The following is an 8349-nucleotide window of genomic DNA, read 5'->3' as shown; positions in this document are numbered from 1 at the left end:
TTCGTGATGCGCCCCGCCCCCTGTGGTGGTGATGCGGTGTCAGACCCGGGTCAGGGCGGGATCGTCATCGCGGCCCCCGCCGTCCCCGCCTTCGCCGGACCCAGTGCCGGATCCATCACCGTCAGCGCCTGCCAGCTCCGGATCCGAGTAACCGTGGCTGCGCTCCAGCGAGGCACCCTCGACGTCCACGTTCGGCAGGATCCGGTCGAGCCACTTCGGCAGCCACCAGGCGGCGTCGCCGAACAGGTGCATCAGGGCCGGGATCAGCAGCAGGCGGACCACGAAAGCGTCCACGAGCACTCCGAACGCCAGGCCGAAGCCGATGGGGCGGATCATGGCGGACTCGGAGAACACGAAACCGCCGAACACGCTGATCATGATGATGGCCGCGGCGATGACCACGGAGCGGCCGGCCTTCAGCCCCTGCTGGACCGCCACGCGGGCCGGGGAGCCGTGGGCGTAGGCCTCACGCATGCCGGTGGAGATGAACAGTTGGTAGTCCATCGCCAGGCCGAACAGCACGCCCACCATGATGGTCGGCAGGAACGCCAGGATCGGGGCCGGGTTGTGGACCTGGAAGACCGTGGCCAGCCAGCCCCACTGGTAGATGGCCACCACGCCACCCATCGCGGCGAAGGCGGAGAGGATGAACCCGCCGGTGGCGATCAGCGGCACCAGCAGCGAGCGGAACACCACGATCATGATGATCAGGGAGAGCCCGACGACGACGCCCAGGTACAGCGGCAGCGCCTCGGCGAGCTTCTCCGCCACGTCCACGAAACCACTGGTGCTGCCGGCCACGGCCAGGTTGGTGGACTCTGACTCCGGCTCCGTGGCACGCAGCGTGTGCACCAGTTCCTCGGTGGAGACCGCGTTCGGGCCGCCCTCGGGGATGACCTGGAACATCGCCATGCCGTTGTCCTCGGACACGGCGGCCGGGACCACGGAGGTCACGTGCTCGATGCCCTGGAGCTGCTGCGCCACAGCCAGTTGCTCGTCCACGATCTCGGTGTCCGTCAGGCCCTCGGGCAGGTCAGCGGTCACCACGAGGGGGCCGTTCCGGCCCTCGCCGAACTTCTCGCCCAGGGTCTCGTAGGCCTGGTAACTGGCGGACTCCGGCGGCTCCGAGGCGCCGTCCGGCAGTCCCAGGCGCATGGAGAAGAACGGGATGGCGATGACGGCCAGCAGCACCACGGACCCGACGGCGGTGAGCACCGCGCGCACCGTGGACATCGGCCGGGGTGCCCGGCCGGTGGCGTGCTCCGCAGCCGCGGTGTGCTTGCCGGAACTGGTGGCCGCGGCCGTCGCGGCGTCGGCGGCGGCCCGCTCCTTCTGGGAGAGCACCCGGTACTTCGCCAGGCCCAGCAGGGCCGGAATCATGGTGATGGCGATCAGCACGGCCAGGGCGACGCAGACGGCACCCACGGTGCCCATCAGGCCCAGGAACGGGATGCCGGTGACGTTCAGCGCGGCCAGGGCGATGACCACGGTCAGGCCCGCGAACACCACGGCGTTGCCGGACGTACCCGTGGCCAGGCCGATGGACTCCTGCAGCGGGACGCCGTCCTTGAGCTGACGCCGGTGGCGGTTGATGATGAACAGCGCGTAGTCGATGCCCACGGCCAGGCCGAGCATCAGGCCCAGCACCGGCGTCACGGACAGCATGTCGATCATCCCGGAGAACGCCAGCGTGCCGGCGGCGCCGATGCCCACGCCGATCAGGGCGGTCAGGATCGGCAGGCCCGCGGCCACGAGGGTGCCGAGCATGATGAACAGGACGATGCCGGCGATGATCAGTCCGATGACCTCGGCCGGCCCGGCGATCTGCGGGATGGCCTGGGAGAGGTCGTTGGAGGGCAGCACCTCGACTCCGGCGATGTCCGCCTCGGTCAGGGTGGAGACCACCTCGTCCTTGACGCCCTGCTCGACCTCCATGGCCGGGAGGGTGAAGGACACGGTCCCGACGGCGGCCGTCCCGTCCTCGGACACGGTCCGGTAGTCCTGGGTGAGGGCCAGCATCTGCTCGCCCTGGGCCAGCTCGGCCTCGCCGTCCGCCAGTTCCTGGGCCGACTCGTCCAGGGTGGCCTGGTTCGTCTCGATCTCGCCCCGGCCCTCGTCGAGCTGGGCGCGGGCGGCGTCCAGCTCCTCCTGCTGGGCGTCCAGGGCGGCCTGCTGCTGCTGGAGCTGGGCCATCGTCGCGGCCGGGGAGCCGGCCGCCTCGGCCTGCGCGCGTGATGCGTCCAACTGGGCCTGGCCGGCGTCGAGCTGTTCCTGACCGGAATCCAGTTCGGCCTGTGCCGCGTCCAGCTGGGCCACGGCGTCATCCAGCTCGGACTGGCCGTCCTCCAGCTGCTGGCGGCCGTCCTCGAGTTCGGCGCGGCCGTCCTCCAGGTCCTGCTGCCCGTCCGCCTTCTGCTGTTCGGTGGTGAAGGGGTCCAGGGTGGAGTCAACCCCCTCGATCTCCTCGACCTCGGCCATCAGGTCGGTGATCCGCTGTTCTTGATCGGCGGTGAACTCGGAGCCGTCCGCGGTGCGGAACACCACGGACCCGGCGCCGTTGGCCGCCTCCGGGAACTCCTCGGTCAGCCGGTCGGTGACCTGGCTGGTGGGGGTGCCCGGGATGGTGATGGAGGAGGTCAGGGTCCCGCCGAAGGCGAGGAAGCCGCCCACGGCCAGCGCCAGCACCACCAGCCAGCTGCTGATCACGGTCCACGGGCGCTGGGAGGACCCGAAGCCGAGTCGGTAGAGCAGTTCAGCCATGAGGCGTCACTCCTTGAGGAGGGGAAAGGCGGCCAGGGGAGTCGGCGGACGGGTCCTGCGGCGGCCTGCCGCGGCCCAACACGTCCGGCAACGACTATAGTAGACGCAACGTCTCGTATCGAAATGACCGGTGTGAGATGGGCCACGAGCAGGAGGCCATCGGCTGGCGGACAGGTCAGCCGGCGGGCAGACCACAGGAGCAGGGAGGGCGTCGTTGAGCGTCGAGGTGGACAAGCCGGCGGAGCACCGGGGACGTCCGCGCAGCGAGAAGTCGCGCGTGGCCGTGCTGGAGGCGGCGGCGGACCTGATGGTCGGCTGCGGATTCCAGGAGCTCACGGTGGAGGGGATCGCCGCCGCGGCGGGCGTCGGCAAGCAGACCATCTACCGCTGGTGGGGCTCCAAGGCCGGCGTGGTGGTCGAGGCCCTGGCCGAGGGCTTCCTGGAGATGCCCCTGGGGGTGCCCGAGGACTCCGGTGACCTGCGCGCCGACCTGGGCGCCTGGCTCGCGGCGCTCAAGTCCGAGATCGAGGCGCCGGAGGTCTCCCGCCTCATCCAGACGATCATGTCCGCCCTGACCTCCGCCGGGGAGACCTCCGCCGCCATGCACTCGGCGCTGGTACAGCCGATCATGGCCGGTCTGGACGCCCGGTTCCAGGAGCACGACCGGAACCATCCTGGGGGCCTGGCCGCGCCGCCGTCGTTCCTCGCCGAGACGGTGGCGGCCAGCCTGCTGTTGCGCCTGCTGTTCTCCCGATCCCTGACCACCGAGTGGATCGACCAGCTGTTGGACCTCGTGGTTCCGGCCGGGAGACCTGACTCACCGTAAGCTGGGGTGATGCTCTGGCCCACCGCCGAGTTCGGCATCTTCCCCGACTGGTTGACCGTGCTCTTCTGGATCATCGACGTCGGCATCCGCATCCTGCTGCTCGGCATCGTCCCGGGCGGCCGCCGCCCCGCGGTGGCGATGGCGTGGCTGCTCATCATCTTCTTCCTGCCGCTGCCCGGCCTCGTCCTGTTCCTGCTGCTGGGCTCCTTCCGGCTCGGGGGCCAGCGCCGATCCCGCCAGAAGGCGGTCAACGAGGCACTCGGCCAGGCCACCGCCCACCTGCAGCTGCCCAACGACGCCGGCATGGCACCGCGGTACGTGGTGGCGGCGGCGCGTCTGACCCGGAACCTGACGAGCTTCCCCATGCTGGACGGCAACGAGTTCGAGTTCATCACGGACTACCGGGAGTCCATGCGGCGGATGGCGGAGGAGATCGACCGGGCCCAGGACTACGTCCACCTGATCTTCTACATCCTCGCGGACGACCCGAAGGACCGGCAGGGGTACTCCTCCGTGGTGCTCGAGGCCCTGGAGCGGGCCCACGCCCGGGGCGTGACCGTGCGGGTCCTCTTCGACCACGTCGCCTCGATGCGGGTCAAGGGCTATCGGCAGCTGCGGCGCCGGCTGGATGCGGCCGGACTCGAATACCACCTGGCGATGCCCGTGCTGCCCTGGCGGGGCAAGTACCAGCGCCCGGACCTGCGCAACCACCGCAAGATCCTGATCGTGGACGGGCTGGTGGGTTATACCGGTTCCCAGAACCTCGTGGAGCCCGGCTACAAGCGGGCTTCCGCCCACGCGATGGGCCGGGAGTGGGTGGATCTGATGAGCCGCATCACCGGTCCCGTGGTGGCCTCGCTCGACGTGGTGTTCGTGACCGACTGGTATGCGGAGACTGGTGATGAGCTGGAGGGGAAGTACCGAGAACCGGACCCTGCCGAGTTCGAGGTGGACGACGGCAGTATCGCCCAGGTGGTCCCCTCCGGCCCCGGATTCTCCAACGAGAACAATCTGCGCCTGTTCAACCACCTGTTCTACTCCGCGCGGGAACGCCTCGTGGTGGTCTCGCCGTACCTGGTGCCGGATGACTCGATGCTCTACGCCCTGACCACCGCCGCCCAGCGCGGGGTGACCGTGGAGCTGTTCGTGTGCCGCAAGGCGGACCAGTTCATGGTCCACCACGCCCAGCAGTCCTACTACGACGCCCTGTTGAAGGCCGGTATCCGGATCTTCCGCTATCCGGACCCCAACGTGCTGCACGCCAAGCTGTTCACGGTGGACAACGACGTGGCGGTCTTCGGCTCCTCCAACATGGACATGCGGTCCTTCTCCCTGAACATGGAGGTCTCGGTGCTGACCGTGGGTTCCGAGACGGTGGAGGCGCTGCAGCCGGTGGTCGAGGAGTACCGGTCCGTCTCCGAGGAGCTGACCCTGGCGGAATGGCAGGGCCGGCCGCGTGCCCAGCGCTGGGTGGACAACGTGTTCCGCCTGACCTCCGCCCTGCAGTGACCACTTTCCGGGCAGAAATGAGTACTCATCTCTGCCCGCAAAGCGGACGGGGCGGGGCCGCGGTGCTGCGGAGGGGCTGCCCTCAGGCGTCCGGGAAGGCCGAGCCGAGCACGCGGAGCACCCCGTGGGCCTTGGTCCGCACCTCGTCCCATTCCTCTTCCGGCACGGAGTCCGCGGTGATCGCCCCGCCCACGCCCAGGGACAGGTGCGTGCGCCCGGAGGCCCCCGCGGTCGACGACGGCCCTGCGGACTCCACCGGTTCCGTCGCCCCGGCCGGTCCACCGGACATGGCGGGTATGGCGGGCGCGACGGGCACCGCGACCAGGGTGCGGATCAGCACGTTCAAATCGGCCGCGCCGTCGGCGGAGAGATAGCCGGCCACCCCGGAGTACACCCCGCGGGGCCCCGCCTCAAGGTCCTCGAGGATGTCCATGGTGGAGATCTTCGGGGCCCCGGTCATCGACCCGGGTGGGAAGGCCGCGGCGAGCGCATCCGCCCGCGGCACGCCGGGCTGCAACTGTGCGGTGACCGTGGAGACCATCTGGTGCACCGTCGGGTACGACTCGATCGCGCACACCCGCGTGGTCGCCAGTGTCCCCGGCCGGGCGAACCGCGAGAGGTCATTGCGGGCCAGGTCCGTGATCATGATGTTCTCGGCCCGGTCCTTGGGGGAGGATGCCAGCTCCTCGGCCAGCGCGCGGTCCTCGTCCGGCGTGGCCCCGCGCGGGCGCGTCCCCTTGATCGGCTCTGTCACCAGCCAGTCTCCCTCCGCCCTCGAGGAGACCGCGAGGAACCGCTCGGGACTGGTGGAGAGGATCTGCACCGGCTCGTTCCCGGCCTGAGACCCGTTGCCCGTCCCGGCCCCGCGCCCGACGCCGGTCCCGGCCACATGGGCGCGCAGGTACAGGGTGAACGGGGCCCGGTTCGCCTCGGCGAGCCGCCGGTAGGTGGCCCAGCCGTCGAAGGAGTCCACCGTGGACTCCAGGGCGGTGGTGAGGCAGACCTCGTAGGTGTTCCCCTCATGGATCTGATGCTGGGCCGCCCGGATCTTGGCCAGGTAGTGCTCACGGGTGTCCCGCACGGTGAAGACCGGGGGAGCGGCGGGTGATGCGGCGGCCTGGCCCTCCGAACGCTCAGCTGGCAGCCCCTCGGCGCGCTCGGCTGAGTGCCTGCCCGGCGACTCGTCCGGCAGCCCGCCCGCCACCCGGTCCGCCCACTCCGGCCCGCCTGGATCGTCGGCGGACCAGAAGAGGGTCGTGGTGCCGGCCACGTGGTCCACGCTGGCGCCGCGCCCCGGGCGGAACAGCAGTGCCTCGGGGACGGTCGGCGAAGCCCTACCGTCGGCCGTGGCCAGGGTGGCCGCGCCGTCCCGGGACCCGGCCTCGCGCTTGATGCCGTAGCCGATCCATCCCATCCAACCAGGCTGGAACGGGCCGACCGGATCGCCGGGGCACCCGGAGGTGCCTGGCGCACCCAGGCCCGCCGGGCCGGCGTCGTGCCCTGTCCCGGCATGGCCGGTACCGGGGCCGCCGGGCCAGACCGTGGCCAGCCATGGGAAGAACGGCCCCACGCGCCGCAGGGTGAGGAGGCCGGAGGAGACGATGGTGACGCCGTCCGTGTGGTTCGCGACGGTCGAGGAGCCGGTGGCCAGGCCGATGAGCGAATAGCGGCTGCGCTCCGGTGAGGGGGTGACGTCCCGGTCCGAGCTCTCCAGCAGCAGGGCAGTCGCGGCGTCCGGTCCGCCCGTGGCGGCGAACAGCGCCCTCGGTTCGGCGGCTGTGCTCAGGGTGCGGCGTTCCCACCGGGCCGGGCCGGGTGCCGGCACCAGGGCGAGTGCGGATTCCCAGCCAGGCAGGGATCGCAGGCCCTCCACGAGGTCGGCGGCGGCCCGCGGCGTGGGTCCGTGGCCGTCGAGGGTCAGCCAGGCCGCCTCCGCCACCTCGTCCCCGGCCAGGTAGGCGTCCTCCTGCGCGGCCCACCGATCCCAGTGGGCGGCGAAGGTCGCGCCGTCACGCCGCAGGGCCCGCCGCTGGCGCTCGCTGTCATCCATGGCCACCCAGGCCACGGCATCCAGATGCGGCCGGGCGTTCCGGTTCCCTGCCCCCACGCCCTCGAGGATCACGACGTCGGCCGGCGGGGTGGCATCCGCGCGTCCCGGCGCGTCGGCCGTCCAGTCCCACCAGGTCCACCGGGCGGTGCGGCCCTGGGCGAGCGGGGCGACGACGTCGTGGGTGTAGGTGTCCAGGGAGGCCGCGAGGCCGTCCCAGCCTGGATAGACGGAGTCCAGATGGAAGACGGCCACCTCCAGATGGGGCCGCAACACCGCGGCCGTCTCCACGGCGAGAGAGGTCTTGCCGGCGCCGGAGCGGCCGTCGATCGCCAGCAGGAGGGGTGCTCGCAGTCTCCCGCGCCTGGTCTCCGTGCGGGGTCCGGAACGAGCGGTGGAGGTCATGACTGGATGGGTGCGGGCGGAGGGCCGGCCGGTGCCTCGACGGTGCCGAGGGCCTCGGTGGCCGCCGCCAGGACCTCGATGGCGGTCTGCATCTGGTCCGGCGTGAACTCGGACAGGCGGTCGGCCATGCTGCGGGCCATCGGCATGAAAATCTTCCGGCCGTCCACGGCGGCGGTGTCCGTGTGGGAGATGCTGACCCGGCGCCGGTCCGTGGTGGACGGGGTGCGCTCGGCGTGACCATTGGAGACCAGGCGGTCCACGAGGGCCGTGGTGGAGGCCGAGGTGAGGCTCAGCATCCGTCCGAGGTCGGTGGGGCTGGTGTTCAGGCCGGCCGCCTGCCGTTGCATGAGGATGGTCAGGGCGCGCAGATCAGTGCGGTGCAGGCCGCTGCGGTGGCCGGCGGCGTCGACGGTCCGGTCCGCCACTTCGGCATACCGCCGCAGGGCATGGATCAGCTGGAAGAGCTCCGAAGGCTCCTGGCCGGGCTGCGGCATGGGGCCTCCTTCCGCCGGTGTCTGACGCCCCAGTCTACTGAGCGGCAGTGATCAGGATATAACTCGACGGCAGGTATCTCGATCATCGAGGGAATGCGTTAGCGTAGTGCCCATGCCAGAGAACCCCCGACATCGAGCCGAGCCCGAAGCTGCCGACCTCCAGCCGGGTTCACAGCCGGACCCGCCGTCAGCCGCACCGTCAGATCGCCAGCCTGACCACCGCGCCGAGGGCCGGACGGAGGAACGGGTCAAGAACCGGCCGGACCGCCGTGCGGGCCAGGAGGAGACCCGCCCACGGGGCACCGTGT

The 8349-nt window shown here is 71.0% G+C and carries 6 protein-coding genes; 3 read left to right on the top strand and 3 right to left on the bottom strand.

Annotation, left to right across the window (positions count from 1 at the left end; genetic code table 11):
* Positions 1–39 precede the first annotated feature (39 nt).
* Positions 40–2760 carry an MMPL family transporter gene (locus RUH65_RS14550; RefSeq protein ID WP_313818321.1) on the bottom strand — a complete coding sequence of 907 codons (2721 nt, stop codon included), beginning with the start codon at positions 2758–2760 and terminating at the stop codon, positions 40–42.
* A 214-nt stretch (positions 2761–2974) separates the two neighbouring features.
* On the opposite strand from RUH65_RS14550, the gene RUH65_RS14545 reads away from it, so the two are divergent.
* Both RUH65_RS14545 and cls read left to right on the top strand, forming a co-directional pair.
* The gene (locus RUH65_RS14545; RefSeq protein WP_313818319.1) at positions 2975–3586 is read left to right on the top strand and encodes a TetR/AcrR family transcriptional regulator; all 612 of its coding nucleotides are present in this window, start codon (positions 2975–2977) and stop codon (positions 3584–3586) included.
* Positions 3587–3595: 9 nt separating this feature from the next.
* Positions 3596–5095, top strand: coding sequence for a cardiolipin synthase (cls, locus tag RUH65_RS14540; RefSeq protein ID WP_313818317.1), 1500 nt, complete (start codon positions 3596–3598; stop codon positions 5093–5095).
* Positions 5096–5177: 82 nt separating this feature from the next.
* On the opposite strand, the gene RUH65_RS14535 is transcribed toward cls, so the two are convergent.
* Together RUH65_RS14535 and RUH65_RS14530 are read right to left on the bottom strand one after the other, a co-directional pair.
* Positions 5178–7547, bottom strand: a complete 2370-nt coding sequence (locus RUH65_RS14535; protein ID WP_313818316.1) for a chorismate-binding protein — start codon at positions 7545–7547, stop codon at positions 5178–5180.
* On the bottom strand, positions 7544–8041 hold the full coding sequence (locus tag RUH65_RS14530) for a MarR family transcriptional regulator (protein WP_313818315.1): 498 nt from the start codon (positions 8039–8041) through the stop codon (positions 7544–7546). Before RUH65_RS14530 ends, RUH65_RS14535 begins: the two co-directional genes overlap by 4 nt.
* Before the next feature lie 112 nt (positions 8042–8153).
* On the opposite strand from RUH65_RS14530, the gene RUH65_RS14525 reads away from it, so the two are divergent.
* Positions 8154–8349: hypothetical protein (locus RUH65_RS14525; RefSeq protein WP_313818313.1), on the top strand; the 196-nt coding region annotated here is incomplete at its 3' end.

The organism is Citricoccus sp., from assembly GCF_032154715.1.
Taxonomy (GTDB): domain Bacteria; phylum Actinomycetota; class Actinomycetes; order Actinomycetales; family Micrococcaceae; genus Citricoccus.
This window is presented reverse-complemented; position numbering and strand designations above follow the sequence as displayed.